Below are 14,974 nucleotides of genomic sequence, written 5' to 3' on the forward strand. Positions count from 1 at the left end.
CACGGCGCTTCGCCGTCCACCGCTCAATGGGTTCGGTTATATCTGTTGCCATCTCGCCACCTCCTCGGTCCGCTCAAGACCATGTCGTGAAGGTGGTCTCCATTGCAAGGGGAGCAGGATAGTCCGTCGCATTGTAGGCTCTGCGCCCTTGAAAGGAAGTCCATGGAGAATAATTTCAGAACTAGGGGTCTTTCTAATCTCACAGGAGTCGGATGTGCTGTACAGTGACAATCAAGAACGACAATGGAAATATTGTGAACACATAGCGGAAACGTTATGAGCCGCAATATAAAAATTGTCGATTCCCAGGAAGCTCCGCTTTCGAAAGAAAGCGGAGCTTTTTTATGCTCGGCGAAATCCCTCGTCACAAATCATGAACGAACGTGATCAAGGTCTTTGGTACAAGAACGCCGTCCTGTACGGTCTCGATGTGGCGACGTTTCAAGATTCCAACGGAGACGGGATCGGTGATTTCCCCGGTTTGATCGATCGATTGGATTATTTGACCGATCTTGGCGTGACGTGCGTTTGGCTGTTGCCCTTTTTCCCCTCTCCGAATCGCGACAACGGATATGACGTCACCGACTATTTGGGCGTGGATCCGCGGCTCGGCACCTTCGATGAGTTTCACAGGTTCGTGCGCAAGGCCGGAGAACGGGGGATCCGCGTATTGATCGACCTCGTCATGGACCATACGTCCAATGAACATCCTTGGTTCCGGGCCGCCCGCCAAGATCCGGCCTCGCGGTATCGACGCTATTACACATGGACGGACAGCCCCCCGCCACATGAGCCGGAGAAAGGCAACATCTTTCCCGACCAAGAATCATCGGTGTGGACCTTCGATGAGGTCGCCGGTCAATATTATTACCATCGCTTCTATCATTTTGAGCCGGATCTCGACGTGATGCATCCCGAGGTACGGGAGGAAATCAAACGGGTCATCGATTTTTGGCTCTCTTTCGGCGTCTCCGGATTTCGAGTGGACGCCGTGTCTCACATGATCGAATCTCCGATTCCCGTCGCCGATCCTGCCTTGGTGCACGATCCTCATCAGGTGTTGCGCGACCTACGGTCGTTCGCCTCGTCCCGCAGAACGGATGTGGCGCTGCTCGGAGAAGCCGATGTGAAGTTGGAGGAGCTGAGAGCTTTTTTCGGGGAAGGTTCCGAATTGCATTTGCTGTACAATTTTTTCTTGGACAATTTATTGTTTCTCTCGCTCGCGACCGGCCGTGCCGAACCGATCGAGCGGGCGCTTCGTCTGTTGCCCTCCATTCCCCACGAATGCCAATGGATCAATTTCTTACGTAATCTCGATGAGCTGGACCTCGAACGGCTGACCGAGGATGAGCGCGAACAGGTCTATGTCGCCTTCGCACCGGATCCGGAGATGCGAATCTTCGGCCGAGGCATCCGCAGACGGCTCGCACCGATGCTGGGCGACCCCCGCAAAGTTCGTATGGCATTGAGTCTTCTCTTCTCATTGCCCGGCACGCCGATGTTGATCTACGGGGATGAGATCGGCATGGGTGAAAACCTGTCGTTGGACGGTCGCAATGCGGTACGTACGCCCATGCAATGGTCCTCGGCACGCCATGCGGGTTTTTCCACCGCAGCGGCGCAGGTTTTGACGGTGCCCGTCGTAACCAAAGGGCAGTTCAGTTATCGACGCATCAATGTCGATAGGCAGGTCGTCGAGCAGGACTCGACCTTGAATATCGCAAAGCGGCTCATCCGGCTGAGACGCCAATGTCCGGAATGGGGATGGGGAATGTGCCGGGTACTGGCCACCGGAGAACCAGGTATCTTTGCCCATTCTTGCGAATGGAAGGGACAGCGTCTGATCGCTGTTCATAACTTGGCCGAGAAAGCCGCCTCGGTCCGCCTGGACCGGGAACCGGAAACGACCTTAACTCCGCTACTGCCGAACGATTGTCGATCACATGGTGACTCGCACCGACTTGAGATCCCTTCATACGGATATGGTTGGTACCGAGTCGAGAAAACCTATCATTAAAATGGCGGATCATTGATTCAGTAACGCTACATGAGCCAGGCTTGTCTCACCGTTCAGTGGTGGCAACGAGGAATCATCTATCACATCTATCCCCGTTCCTTCGCCGACAGCAACGGCGACGGGATCGGCGACTTGCCCGGCGTCATCTCCAAACTTGAATACCTCCACTGGCTCGGAATCGACGCCGTATGGATATCGCCGATCTATCCCTCGCCGATGGCGGACTTCGGCTATGACATTTCCGATCACCGAGCCATCCATCGGATCTTCGGAACCATGGATGATTTTGACCGGCTGCTGGCGTCCGCCCATCGTCTTGGCATCAGAGTGATCCTGGACCTCGTACCCAACCATACATCGTCACAACATCCCTGGTTTCTCGAATCGCGCTCCTCCCGGAACAATCCCAAAAGGGGCTGGTACATCTGGAAAGATCCTGCATCGGACGGAGGCCCTCCCAATAATTGGCTCAGCACGTTCGGCGGCAGCGCCTGGGAGTTCGATGCAGGCACGTGTCAGTACTATTATCACGCATACCTCGCACAGCAGCCGGATCTCAATTGGCGCAATCCCGACGTCCGACAGGCCATGCACGAGGTCATGCGGTTTTGGTTGGACAGAGGCGTCGACGGGTTCCGTGTCGATGTGATCTGGCATCTCATCAAAGACGATCAGTTCCGCGCCAACCCGCCGAATCCGCACTATCGAGCAGGCGACTGGCCCTATCGCCGTTTGCTCGCCACCTATACCACCGACCGACCTGAAGTGCATCACATCATCGCGGGAATGCGGTCTGTGATGGACGAATATCCGGACCGACTCATGATCGGGGAAATTTACCTTCCGGTGGAGCGCCTTATCACCTATTACGGCACCGGAGGCGACGGCTGTCATCTGCCGTTCAACTTCCAGCTCATTGAGGAACCTTGGCATGCCGCTGCCGTCGCAGCCGCGGTGCAAACCTACGAGGCCGCGCTGCCGGCTCATGGCTGGCCGAACTGGGTGTTGAGCAATCACGACAAATCGCGCATCGCCAGCCGCGTCGGACTGCCTCAGGCGCGCATTGCAGCGATGCTCTTGCTGACGTTGCGGGGGACTCCGACCATTTATTATGGCGATGAAATCGGCATGGCGGACGTCCCGATTCCACCGCATCTCATTCAAGATCCTTGGGAGAAAAACGTCTCTGGTATTGGTCTCGGTCGTGATCCGGTTCGAACGCCGATGCAATGGGATACCTCACCACATGCCGGTTTTACGGCGGGCACACCATGGCTACCCGTTGATCAGGCCGCCGCAACCGTGAATGTTGAGGTGGAGCGCCAGGACCCTCAATCCATGTTGGTCCTATATCGTGAATTAATTCGCCTGCGCAATGCCGAAGAAACGTTGGTTCTCGGGTCGTACCGACTCCTGTCGGTCACGGACGAGGTGATGCTCTACCAGCGGGAACTCGACACACGTCGTCTGCTGATCGGCTTGAATTTTTCTGCTCGGCCTCGGCTGGCTCCCGTTCAGGCTCGCGGCACGATACTGCTCTCGACCGGCATGGATCGTGGGAGCGAGGGATTGGATGGTGAGTTAAGACTGCGCGGCAACGAGGGCATCGTAGCCGCTCTTGAATAAGACCGTCAGGTGATATGGCTTCGTCGTAATTATGACGGGCAATGAAAACGTTGTGAGCACATAGCAATTATGAGATGCAGTGTCAGGATTGCAAATCCTAAGGACCTCCGCCGCAAGGGCGGCCCCGACAGAAAGAACTGTCGGGGCCGGCTTCAAACAGGGCACGTTCCAGTGAGTGCTCCACACGGATCCCGGCTCGGGCACACCTAGAAGCACCTAGAAGTGGACGGCCAATCCGCCCACGAAATGACTGGCCTTGTAGTTACCCTCGACTCCGGCCGTGGTCCCTTGGAGCTGGGGGAAATCAAACCCGGCATAGTTGAACTTGTACTCGCCGAAGATCGACACGTTTCGATGCACGAAATATTTCATGCCAGCCAGCGCATTCAGGCCGACTTCCAAGTTGTCCGTGCTGCGCCCGAATTGATTGGATGTCTCGGCAAAGAATATGGCCGGACCGGCTCCGGCATACACTTGGAACGGACATTTCGCGTTGTCATCCGCGGTCGAGTGATCTTCATAATAGTGCGTGCGACCCTCTCTGGAGGAGGTCCCCTGGCGGGTACGATCGTACTCGCGATCATTCCGATTACGGTCCGGACAGGCGAGCCTTGTTCTGGCAATCACATTGAACGCGAGGGTGGTCACACGCAGGTTCGATCCGGGGAAGGCGGCGTTTTGCTCTAAATGCGGCGTGGTATTGAACCCTTCCATTTCAAGACCCAGCCAGCTCAGTCGCCCCGGATGGAAGTAGCCGATTTTCGCTCCGTAGATCACCGAATTGGCCAGATCGAAGCTCCCGAACTCCTGTCCTCCGAGCGTTCCTCTTCCGTCGATGCTCGAAAAACTGTGTCCCAACGTGAACCCGCCGAATCCGCCCAGATAGACTTCCCCCGATCGCCTATGCTCCACGACACGTTCTTCGACCACCACGCGATCACGCGGGACGCGTTCATCGGCTACGGTACGATCACGCGGCATGGTCCGCCCCGTGTCGGGATCCACCGTCGTCTGGGCATACGACATCGTGACACCGGCCAATAGGCCAAGGACCCCTGGCACGATCATGTGTCTCAGTTTCATAAGGACAAACCTCCCGTTAAAAGTTTCGACATATGCGGGAGGGCTGCAAAATACGAGCCTTCTACCGACATCCGGCATCTGATCGATGGTTGCACGATCGAGCCGTCACGTTTCAGAAGAAATACTGAGGATTCGTATCGGTATTGATTACGACCTGCCCGCGTGCTCTCACGCATCGTGAAAGTCCGGATGCGAACGAACGGACAGACTGTCCGGCATCGCGCAAAACATCCGCAATATCGTGCTCAGAACACGAATCAAAAGAGGCCTCAGTGAAGGGAGCTAGGGGTTATTCCGGCTCGGTCAAGACGAGACGATGAGCGATACCACACCCATTGCGTGCGCTCAGGCCGTTTTACGCCGAAATCCGTCCGAGCGTCGTTCACGGCGATGCGCTGAAGCAGACCGTTGCTTGGACTTGTCTTGTACGCTTCGTTTGAGCAACGCCATCAGGTCGACCACGTCTCCTCGGCTCGGCTTCTCCTCGACCTCGGGGATTTCCGTGCTGACGACCTCGGTTTCTCCGGCCTTGATTCGTTTGTCGATCAGCTTGAGCAGATCCTCATGATAGGTATCGTGATAGTCTTCAGGCTTCCAGTCGCCCGTCATTTCTTCGACCAGCTTGACGGCCATCTCTGATTCACGGGACGTCACTCCGACGGCTTTCACATTCTTCGGCGGAAGCTCCAGTTCGTCGGCGGCCCTGACCTCATTGGCATATCGGAGTGTGTTCATGACGATCATGTCGTCCATCGGAATCAGTGCGGCCACATACTGGCGCGTGCGGATCACGACGTTCGCGATGCCGACCTTGTGGGTCTGCCGCAGGGTCTCCCGCAACAGCGCATAACCTTTTTCACCTCGCCGGTCCGGAGCCAAGTAATAGGGTGTTTCAAAATACATCGGCGCGATCCGGTTTTCTTCCACGAAACGGAGAATGTCGATCGTCTGCGTGGCCTCGACGTTGGCGCGTCGGAAATCTTCCTCGGTGAGGACGACGTAGCGTCCTTTCTCATACTCGTATCCTTTGACGATCTGGTCCCAGGGCACGTCTTCTCCGGTCTCCTTGTTGTATCGTTTGAATCCGACGGGCTTCATGTCACGGCGGTCCAGCATGGTCAGATCGAAACTGTTTCGCTTCTCGGCCGAATAGAGTCCGACGGGGATATGGACGAGGCCGAAACTGATGGCACCTTTCCACAGAGTACGCGGCATGGCATCCTCTTCGGTCTTACCTGTCCATCGGTGTGGCCTCAGGCCGCGGCGAAGAACGGGCGGGCGCTCGACGTTTCCGCAACGGCCCTTGATGTGGGGAACGAGGCGATGTTATCGGCGGGATCCACGCGGGTGAGACGTCATGGACTTCAGGATCGTCGGCACGATTTCTTTGGCCATATCCCGCGTGAATTCGCGAAGAGCGTACACGATCGCCTCTTTGGAACGCTGCAACTCCGTCTGAACATTGCCTTTCACGTCGCCCCATAAATCGGACACGAAGTTTGAGCGGTCTTTGCCGGCCTCCCGATGCGGTCCCGGGAAATAGGGATAGACGCCGGGCTCCGTTTCTCGAGCTTCCTTCTTTTCCTCCGAAGGCATGACCGACGCTCCCCGGGCCTGAGGGGGATAATAGGGATACACTTTCTGGCGGCGATAGTTCTTCCCCAACATGCCGACGACATAACCGAACAGCACCATGCCGCCCAGCGCGGCCCAAGGCCTCACGTTCATCTGCCGAACGGGATTCAGCACCCGAGCGGATCGATCGATCAATTCCTTTCCCGTCTCTCCCATGTTGGAGGTGAGCCCGGACCATGTCGACTTCGCGTTCTCCCATTCATATCGGGCCTTTTCGTCCAGCAACTGAATCTTTCGGCCGATCTCGAGTCGGGTTTCGAGAATATCCTTTATGTCTTGCTCGACAATACTTGCTCTTTGATCCATTGTGCGTTTTCCTTCATTGAATGCAGAGTTCGGTGCGGCATGAGGTCGAAGCTCTGCAACGAGTTTTTACCCTTGATCACCAGTGCAAACCCCACGGCCAGGAGCACGAGACCGACCAGCCCGTACGAAGCCCACAGGGGAAGACCGGCGAATTCATGAAGCATCTGCACCAACATGAGCAGGGCGAACAGGCCTCCGAGGGCCGTGAACGCGATCCCGGCTCCCACCGCGACGGCCCCTTGGCGTATCTTGACGGTCTCCGCAAAGAACTCGTCCCGCATGAGTCGAAGCTCTTGCCGAAACAATGTCCGCACATCCCCGATCAATCCGCCGAGGAGACCGATGATGCCGTTCCTCGACGTGTGCGCGGCCTGTCCATGCGTGTCTTCTTGAATCGTCACGGCAACCTCCGACGTCGAGATGCAAGATAGCCCAGTCCCGCTCCCATCGTAAGCACAACCCAGGGATACCGTTGCATGATCGCTTCCGCACGGTTGATAAGATACTTTCCTCTCCTCATCGTCGATTCGCTTTCATGCGTGACATGATCCGGAAAGTACAGATGCATGTCGTCCTCCGTTCGTCCTCGTCGCCGACCTCTTTCTCCGCCACATGATGTGTTCTTCGGCTAGATCCTATCAGGCTGCCTCGAACGAGCCACTCGGCAACGCCCTAGATTTTGCTCCGCGATCATCGTCACAAGGGGTGTGAATCTGCGACACAAAGCCCCACCGGACAGGCGGCAAAGACGTCCGAACCTCGTACCCTATACCGTTCTCCCAAACGATCGGGAACGATCGAACGTCCGGTGAGAACGTCCTGAAACCGTCGGGTCCCCCACTCCGACGGTATCGTGATCCATGTCTCATCCCACGGCGACACCGTCGTTTCCGCCAGTCGTACGGCGATCAGCCTCGGCACAGCCGCCATGACCATCTGCGACTCGTGAAGGCGAGCAAAGGCAAGAAGGTGATTCGCTTCAGGCCCCTCCGTCTCGAGCGGGACGTATCTGCCCTGTTCAAAGACGTCCGCATGCCTTCGGCGACAGTGAAGACCTGCCACAATGAGGTACAGCTTGATGCGGCCGTCCTCGGGATGACTTTGGAGGTCTCGAACGGCGTCGGTCCGCTCCGGCCGCGCAAGTATGTCCTTGAGTTCCTGGAGGAGAGCGAATCGATGCCCGTAATCGACGGGACGCCGATTGTCGGGGTCCACGAGGTTCCAATCCCACAGTTCCGACCCTTGATAAAAATCGGGAGTCCCCGGCGCCGTGATCTTGACGAGCGTCTGTGCCAGGGAATTGATGAGTCCGGCCCGGGCGATCCGCTTCTGGAAGGGCAAGAAGTCGTCGAGAAATTTGTTGGTGCGGCTGCCGTCGAGGATCGCCTGAACGAAGCGCCGCACGCCCTCGTCGTACTCACGATTCGGGTTGATCCAGCTGGTATGGACCTTGGCCTCGTGTACGGCCTTCTCCATGTATTGCCGGATGCGGGCACACAAGGTATCGCGTTCCTCCGGACGCAGATCACCCGGCGGCCAGGCCCCCAGGAGCGTTTGATAGAGCAGATACTCATCGTTGGCGTCCGGGATGTCGTCGTTGTCCTGCCTCGCACGATATCTGGCATTCAACTTCCGCCACCTGGTCACCCGTGCCTTCCATTCATCGGGGATCTCGGACAGGACATTCAATCGGGCACGCGCATCTTCCCCCCGCTTGGTATCGTGCGTCGCGGTGGCCGACAACCCCTTGGGCCATCGAGCCAGCCGGTCGACCATACGGCGATGGAACACCTCCGGAGCGATCCCGAATTGTTGCGGGTCTCCTCCGACTTCATTGAGAGACAAGAGCCGGTTATACCGATAAAACAGGGTATCTTCGATGCCCTTGGCCGTCACCGGACTCGTGGTCTGCTGGAACTTCATGACGAAGCGTTCATACTCTTCGGTTTTGACGACTGCGTGGCGATGTTCCTTCAACAGAAGCCCCCGAATAAAGTCGAACACCTCGCCGCCGATTGTAGGATTGCGCCGTTTGGCTTGGGCCACCGCCCTATGGATGTACGCACGGTCTCGCTCACTGACCGGCTCCGCTCCCACCGTCACATAGGTCCGGTACACGGGGAAACAGGCGATGATTTCCCGGATGGCATTGGTCAGACTGTTGAGCGTGAAGTCTCTCGATCGCCGATCCCGCTCGGACAGGAGATTGAGCTGATGGCCGAGCACGTTGATCTCGCTCGCCATGGAGGCCCGCATGATCAGCTGTTTTGCGCCGTACGCCACATCGGCGTACGACTGAGTGCGCCCGGTTATGCGCCGATAGAGATCGCTGAAGGCTCGTTCCCGGGTGGGATCCACGAACAATCCGTTGACCATATTGAGAAACTCATATCCCGTGGTGCCGTCGATCGGCCAGGATTCCGGCAACGATTCATCCCACCCGAGTATTTTTTCGACGACGACGAACAACGGCCGCTCTCCCGACGAGTGACCGCTCAACTCGATCCCGGCCCGGCTCTGCAATTGTCGAAGATACGCGGCGGGATCGTAGAGCCCGTCGACATGGTCGATACGGACTCCCGCCGCCGCGCCGTCTCGAAGGAGCTGAAACACGACGGCATGCGTCGCCTCGAACACGGAACCTTCTTCTACGCGGATCGCGGCGAGATCGTTGATGTCGAAAAATCGACGGTAGTTGATCTCTTCCGAGGCGACCTTCCATGAGGCCAATCGATAGGCCTGTTGGTCGAGCAATGCGTCCAGCAGATCGAAACTGCGCGGGTCTCCCACGCTCCCATTGAAAAGACGGATATTGTCATGAACGAATGCCGCGATACGTTGATGGCCCGCCATGAGGGCGGCGATGCGTCTCCGGATGACCTCTTTCTCTCGTTCCCGTTCCTCGCGCTCATCCGGCGTGCTGTCCTCGCGATCGGGAAGATGGCGAATGGCGGTCAGAATGCTCTGCAATTCCATGAGTCCGTCGCTTTCGGCCTGCGCCGCCTCGTCGGACAACAACGTGTCGAGCCGATGCGACAAGAGCGTGCTCCACGATGTTGGAGCGAGCGGCAGCCGGTGGTCTCCACAGCGGATGACAAAGCGGTCTTCTTCGTAGGCGACCGCGATCTCTTGTCGTTCAAGCACGACCCCGTAGTGATCCGATAGGATCGGAAGCAGGACCTTGTTGTGCAATTCCCGCTTGAGGGGATGCCAATCGATATCGAACGCTCCCGCATAACGGGACGACGGTCCGTTTTCCAGCACGTCATACCACCATTGATTCAAGGCTTTGGCGATTCCCATGTGATTGGGAACGACGTCGAGAATCAGCCCCATGCCGCAATCGTTCAAACTTTTGGACCAGGCTCTGAATTCCTCTTCCGTCCCGAGTTCAGGATTGAGACGCGACGGGTCGATGACATCATAGCCGTGCAGGCTCCCGGGCATGGCGGCAAGGATGGACGAACTGTAACAATGGGTGATCCCGAGATCGTGGAGATAGGCGGTAAGGGCACGCGCCCGGCGAAATCCGAAGTCGGCATGGAGTTGAAGCCGATACGTGGCCAGCAAGCGACGGCCGGACATCACGACTCCATTGGCTCAGGAAACAGGTTCCATGAAATTCATCGGCACTTTGGCGTCGCGCGGAATGACGACCAGGCCGGTCGGCGTGAGATGGCATCCGGGAAGTTGAGGCGAGTCCTGAAAACCGATATCGCTGTCGGCGGGGATACTGCTGAATCGGTCCGCGATCACGCGGTGCAATCGTGCGTGCGCCCCGATGTGCACACCGTCCATGATGACGCACTCTTCGAGGCGGGCGCCCGACTCGATCCGAACCCCGCGGCCGATCACGGAAGACCGAATGTCCGCATCCACGATATGGCTTCCTTGGCCGATCATGGAGTTGTCCGCATAGCTCCGAACCATCGAAGCCATGGGACCGTCATATACGCCCGCGGCGATCGGCCACTGTCCGTTTCGCAGGTCAAGCGGCGGCTTCTCTCCCAACAGATCCATATTGCTCTGCCAATAGGCGTCCAGCGTGCCGACATCGCGCCAGTACCCCCGCTCTTCATGCGGACGCAGACCCGGCACGTCGTTGCGCAGGAAATCATACGCGTAGACCTTCCGGCCTTGGATGAGATCGGGAATGACATTGCGGCCGAAATCGTGACTGCCTGGACGGGCGGCATCCCGCTCCAAGGTGCGCAATAATACGGAAGTATCGAAGATATAGTTCCCCATGGAAGAAAGCGCCAAATGGGGATGTCCCGGCATGGCGCGGGGCGTTTTGGGTTTTTCCTCGAATCCGACCAGTCGGTCCGTATGATCGATCTCAAGAATGCCGAATTGAGACGACTGCTCGATCGGCACGGGCAACGCCGCCACCGTGGCTTCGGCCCCGCATTCACGATGGAATTGAATCATCTGCGACACATCCATTCGAAAAATATGGTCCGCCCCGAATACGGCCACGACGTCGGGACGGAAATCGACGATAAGATTCAGGTTGTGATAGACCGCGTCGGCCGTCCCCTCATACCACCCGCCTCGCGCGCGCATTTGAGGTGGAACGACGGTAATGAACTGGTCTTTCAGGCGTCCCGCGGTGCTCCATGATTCCCGCACATGCTCGATCAACGATTGGGAGCGATATTGCACCAGCACATAGTTGGCCGAGATGCCCGAATTGAGCATGTTGCTCAGAACAAAATCGATGATTCGATATTTCCCTCCGAACGGCACGGCCGGTTTGCTGCGCACGGCCGTCAGCGGCATGAGCCGTTCGCCTTTTCCTCCCGCCATGATCATCGCCAGAACCCGGACAGGCCTCATGACGGCGTCATCCTATCGACCGTGAGTTCGAAGAGGCACTCGTAAATACCCGAGGTGAATGTTCGCCACATCGGCCCAATTTTTTGACGATGCCTAGAGCGCCAAGGTCTCTCGGATCAATCGCACGATCGTATCCGGACTGCGGGCGGTATCGACGGTCAGCGTGTCGTCGAGAGGTTCTTCCAACGTTTTCAACTGGCTTTGAAGCAACGCCGGGTTCATGAAGTGACCGCGGCGTCCTTTGAGTCGCTCTTCCAGCACACGCGCTTCGGTCCGCAAATACACGAACAGGACCTCCGGCCCCACACGCAAATACCGACGGTATGCACGTTTGAGTGCCGAACAGGCCAGCACGGCGTTTCGGCGTTGCGACAGAATGTCCTCAATCGTGTCGCGGAGACGAGAGAGCCAGGGCCAGCGGTCTTCATCGTTCAAGGGAACGCCTCGGTTCAACTTGGCGAGGTTCGCCTCTTCGTGAAAATCATCCGCGTCGATGAACCTCCATCCCAGCGCCTTCGCCAACGCGCTTCCCACACGTGTTTTACCCGTGCCGGTCACTCCGAACACGATGATCACCATCGCCGAGACTCCTGTATCCATCACCCTAGGGAGTGTTCGTCGATCAAACGAACTAGGCTGAAGCCTAGTCCACTTTCAGAATGACTGACAGCTATGGGTGAACGAAACGGATGCCGCTCGGCGCATCGCCGACGAGCAGGAGTGCCCGACCGAAGATCCATCCCTATCCGAAGTAAGCCATGAATGTCGCTGAACTGTAAGTGGAACACGTCCATCACGAAGTCTCGACGGTGACTGGTCCATCCCGTGGGACTAGGGGCTTCCCGAGGCGTAATCCACGGTCAAAATCCATAGAGTGAATCGGCTTTTTATCAACCGCCCCACCACTCAGTACGGAGGCCGCCATGCTCGACCGTAGCCCTCTGTTTGAACGACTACATCAGGCCACCCGCCTGGCTCATAGACGCCTTGAACGTCGGATGGCTCTGTGTTGCCCGCACTTCGACCTCTACGATTATCGACGGTTGCTCCAAGACTTTTTGGGATTCTATAAACCGCTGGAACGTAAGCTCATCGTCCTCGCGGGCCCCCTCCTTCCTTCACGTTATCTTCTGCAGCGCTGCAAGGTTCCACATTTGGAGCAAGACCTGTTGTCGCTCGGTATGACCGAGGCTGATTTGGCAAGGCTGCCGCTTTGTGGGCGCCTCCCTGCGGCTCCTTCTCTTCCGCAGGCGTTCGGCGTGTTGTATGCCATCGACGATCCCCCTGTGGAAGGACTGATCGCCGGCATGCACGCACTCGAAAAGCTCGGCATCGATCCGTCGCGAGGCGCATCATTCTTCTCTCGCAGTCGTGAACCTATGGACGAGTATGGGGAGGAATTCAAGCACGCGATGACGTCGGCAGTGGGAGAGCCGGAACTGCATATTCTCGCGGTCGAGGCCGCTGTCGAAACCCTGAACTGCTTCGAGTCATGGCTCGAATACCGACACCGGCCTCAACGTGCCGATCATTCACCCAGGCATGCCTGGTCTAAATACAGGCCGTTCAACATGTCGCCTGCGGACAGGGACCGCGTCAGTGGCGCGGCCTGATCGTGATGGATCAGGCCACCATGGCGGCGAAGAAGATCGACGGGGTCGGTGCGACATTCCGATCGCCTCAATCATACATCCATACATCCATACATCGTGACCTAACCACGGGAGGGAGGGTTGGCCCATGCCCCAGTCATCGCATCTCGCATCGGATTTTCGCGGTCGTGAAGAGCATATTCTGAAGGAATGGATCGGCTACCAACTGAGCTCCATGACGCTCAGGCGGGATTTGATCAAGGAGCAACAGTTACGGGAGGAATCCCGTCGTTTCCTGAGCCTGTTCGTGGAGGCGATCCAACACAACTGGGATAGTGCGTCGCCCGAGTGGAAAGAGCTCAAGGATTGCCTTGCGGACATCACCCGTTCTCGGGCGCAGCAGGGATTCAGCCCGAGCGAGACCGCCACCTTTGTACTCTCCTTGAAGCAACCGCTCTTCGATGTCGTCCAACAGCGTCAAGGGCTGGATGCACAGACGATGGCGAAGGAACTATGGGAACTGACGGTACTGTTGGATAAATTGGGACTGCATACGACGGAAGTCTATCAAAAAAGCCGCGAGGAGGTGATCGCGCGCCAACAACAGGAACTCCTCGAGCTCTCCACTCCGGTCGTCCAGTTATGGGATGAAATTCTCGCCCTCCCGTTGATCGGCACACTCGACAGCGCCCGCACGCAGGTGGTGATGGAAAACCTGCTTCAGCGGATCGTGGAAACCGGAGCCCGGATCGCCGTCATCGATATCACCGGTGTGCCGACGGTCGATACGCTCGTCGCGCAGCACTTGATGAAGACGGTGTCGGCGGCCCGCCTGATGGGAGCCGATTGCATCATCAGCGGCATTCGCCCGCAAATCGCTCAGACGATCGTCCATTTGGGAGTCAACCTGAACGATATCATCACGAAGTCCACGCTGGCGGATGCGTTTCGGATCGCCTTGCAGCGAACGGGCGCCACGATCGCCAAAGACACCGTTTCGGTATAAGCGCGGACGCGAGCGTGAACCGGGACCGATGCGCGGGGTGCCTACCCCGAAGCACCCGGTGTCCTAGGACAGAAGATGTGGAGAGAAGGACAATGGAGCGAATCCCGATCCTGAAAATGGGACCATATCTGCTGGTGACGATCCAAGTCGACATGCATGATCGCGTGGCCATGACGCTTCAGGAGGAGCTGACCGATCAAATCGTGAAGCAACGGTCGAGCGGCGTGTTGCTCGATATCTCCTCCGTCGACGTGGTGGACTCCTTCATCGGCCGCATGATCGGAAACATTGCGTCCATGTCGCGCGTCTTGGACGCGGAAACCGTCGTCGTCGGCATGCGACCGGCCGTCGCCATCACCTTGGTCGAATTGGGCATGGCTCTCCCCGGCGTGCGAACCGCGCTCAACGTGGACGCCGGCATGGCCTTGCTCAAATCGAACGGAAAGGTGGCGACCAATGGCCGTCTTGCGCGATGAGACGATGGACGTGCGGTCCACCGACGACATCATCAAGGCACGCCGGTTGGTGCGCGACTGCGCGGCGACACAGGGATTGTCCTTGGTCGACCAGACGAAACTCGTGACGGCCGCGAGCGAGCTGGCCCGCAATACGCTGCTGCATGGAGGAGGCGGGACGATGCACATTCAGACGGTCAACCGAGACGGTCGGCGCGGGGTGAAGGCCGTTTTTGTCGACCAAGGGCCCGGCATCGTCGATATCGACCAAGCCATGAAAGACGGGTTCTCGACTGGGGGCGGTCTGGGATTGGGACTAGGCGGCGCCAAGCGGTTGGTCAATGAGTTCGACATTCGATCGGAACCAGGCAAGGGCACAGCCGTGACGATCGTGCGATGGACGCCGTGAACGTTC

Annotated in this window: 13 protein-coding genes; 6 read left to right on the forward strand and 7 right to left on the reverse strand. The window is 57.7% G+C overall.

Annotated features, from left to right (window positions below; translation table 11 throughout):
- The first annotated feature begins 373 nt into the window (after positions 1-373).
- Positions 374-2,017, forward strand: coding sequence for a hypothetical protein (locus A4E19_20565; protein OQW31071.1), 1,644 nt, complete (start codon positions 374-376; stop codon positions 2,015-2,017).
- Between the two features lie 30 nt (positions 2,018-2,047).
- The gene (locus A4E19_20570; protein OQW31049.1) at positions 2,048-3,643 is read left to right on the forward strand and encodes an alpha-amylase; all 1,596 of its coding nucleotides are present in this window, start codon (positions 2,048-2,050) and stop codon (positions 3,641-3,643) included.
- A gap of 216 nt (positions 3,644-3,859) precedes the next feature.
- Here the strand turns inward: A4E19_20570 and A4E19_20575 are convergent, their stop codons facing one another.
- From A4E19_20575 to A4E19_20605, 7 genes are all read right to left on the reverse strand, one after another.
- The gene (locus A4E19_20575) at positions 3,860-4,726 is read right to left on the reverse strand and encodes a hypothetical protein (protein ID OQW31050.1); all 867 of its coding nucleotides are present in this window, start codon (positions 4,724-4,726) and stop codon (positions 3,860-3,862) included.
- Between the two features lie 345 nt (positions 4,727-5,071).
- Positions 5,072-5,941, reverse strand: a complete 870-nt coding sequence (locus tag A4E19_20580) for a Ku protein (protein ID OQW31051.1) — start codon at positions 5,939-5,941, stop codon at positions 5,072-5,074.
- A 111-nt stretch (positions 5,942-6,052) separates the two neighbouring features.
- The gene (locus A4E19_20585; GenBank protein ID OQW31052.1) at positions 6,053-6,667 is read right to left on the reverse strand and encodes a hypothetical protein; all 615 of its coding nucleotides are present in this window, start codon (positions 6,665-6,667) and stop codon (positions 6,053-6,055) included.
- A complete protein-coding gene (locus A4E19_20590) occupies positions 6,631-7,068 on the reverse strand; it encodes a hypothetical protein (GenBank protein ID OQW31053.1) in 438 nt (145 codons plus the stop codon). The genes A4E19_20585 and A4E19_20590 overlap by 37 nt, the downstream gene beginning before the upstream one ends.
- A gap of 295 nt (positions 7,069-7,363) precedes the next feature.
- Complete coding sequence (locus A4E19_20595; protein ID OQW31054.1) at positions 7,364-10,252, reverse strand: hypothetical protein; 2,889 nt, start codon at positions 10,250-10,252, stop codon at positions 7,364-7,366.
- A gap of 15 nt (positions 10,253-10,267) precedes the next feature.
- On the reverse strand, positions 10,268-11,506 hold the full coding sequence (locus A4E19_20600) for a hypothetical protein (protein OQW31055.1): 1,239 nt from the start codon (positions 11,504-11,506) through the stop codon (positions 10,268-10,270).
- Between the two features lie 93 nt (positions 11,507-11,599).
- Positions 11,600-12,085, reverse strand: a complete 486-nt coding sequence (locus tag A4E19_20605; GenBank protein ID OQW31056.1) for a gluconate kinase — start codon at positions 12,083-12,085, stop codon at positions 11,600-11,602.
- A 344-nt stretch (positions 12,086-12,429) separates the two neighbouring features.
- On the opposite strand from A4E19_20605, the gene A4E19_20610 reads away from it, so the two are divergent.
- The 4 genes from A4E19_20610 (at position 12,430) to A4E19_20625 (ending at position 14,968) form a co-directional block, all read left to right on the forward strand.
- Positions 12,430-13,119 carry a hypothetical protein gene (locus A4E19_20610; protein OQW31057.1) on the forward strand — a complete coding sequence of 230 codons (690 nt, stop codon included), beginning with the start codon at positions 12,430-12,432 and terminating at the stop codon, positions 13,117-13,119.
- Between the two features lie 127 nt (positions 13,120-13,246).
- The gene (locus A4E19_20615; GenBank protein OQW31058.1) at positions 13,247-14,104 is read left to right on the forward strand and encodes an anti-anti-sigma factor; all 858 of its coding nucleotides are present in this window, start codon (positions 13,247-13,249) and stop codon (positions 14,102-14,104) included.
- A gap of 92 nt (positions 14,105-14,196) precedes the next feature.
- Positions 14,197-14,580, forward strand: a complete 384-nt coding sequence (locus A4E19_20620) for an anti-anti-sigma factor (protein OQW31059.1) — start codon at positions 14,197-14,199, stop codon at positions 14,578-14,580.
- Entirely contained in the window at positions 14,561-14,968 is a 408-nt protein-coding gene (locus A4E19_20625) for an anti-sigma regulatory factor (protein ID OQW31060.1), read from the forward strand. The genes A4E19_20620 and A4E19_20625 overlap by 20 nt, the downstream gene beginning before the upstream one ends.
- The last annotated feature ends 6 nt before the right edge of the window (positions 14,969-14,974 follow it).

Origin of the sequence: Nitrospira sp. SG-bin1 (assembly GCA_002083365.1) — a bacterium.
Taxonomy (GTDB): domain Bacteria; phylum Nitrospirota; class Nitrospiria; order Nitrospirales; family Nitrospiraceae; genus Nitrospira_D.